The sequence below is a fragment of the Nocardia sp. 852002-20019_SCH5090214 genome (genome assembly GCF_001665865.1).
GTDB classification, from domain to species: Bacteria; Actinomycetota; Actinomycetes; order Mycobacteriales; family Mycobacteriaceae; genus Nocardia; species Nocardia nova.
Window position 1 is genome coordinate 1 of record NZ_LZMK01000454.1, and the last position, 564, is coordinate 564.

At 61.7% G+C, this 564-nt stretch carries 1 protein-coding gene; it reads right to left on the minus strand.

Annotated features, from left to right (window positions below):
* A partial coding sequence (locus A5780_RS40555; RefSeq protein WP_231983116.1) for a relaxase domain-containing protein occupies nucleotides 1-422 on the minus strand: 422 nt, incomplete at its 3' end.
* Between the last annotated feature and the right edge of the window lie 142 nt (nucleotides 423-564).

Here is a 564-nt window from a genome sequence, read left to right on the forward strand (position 1 = left end):
CCTTGGGCACGGTTGTATTCGGCATAGGCGCGGGCGCACTCGAACCGGTAGCCAGCCTCGGCGACCACATATCGGTTATGCGGGCGGCCGAGCTGGGCCATCTTCGCGCCGTAGAGGCGGGCCACCCGCGGCGAGACACCCTCGGCCATCTGCTCGGCCGCCAGCTGCGCGACGATCGTGTCGGCGTTCGGATGCATCCCGCGACCGAACAAAGCCCGCATCTGGGATTCGGTGACGATGTCTCCCTCGACGATATCCAGGGCTCCCAACCCCGACCCCACCCAGCGACCCGGGGACTCGCCGCGCTCGCTGTAATAATCGGCGAGCTGTTGCGCGCCACGCTCATTGGCGTCATTCGTGGCGATATTCCGCAGGTAATACTCATAGCCGTCGCCGTACGCGATCTTCGCCAGCGACATCATGCATCCAGGCTACGCCGCTCCAGATTTCTCGTTATCTGTTCGTGACCTGGGAGCATGAGGTGTGAAAATTTTTGTGTGAGTGAGTGGTTGTGGGTGAGTGGTAGTGGGGGAATGTGGTTGTGAGAGTGGGTTGTGAGGTTAA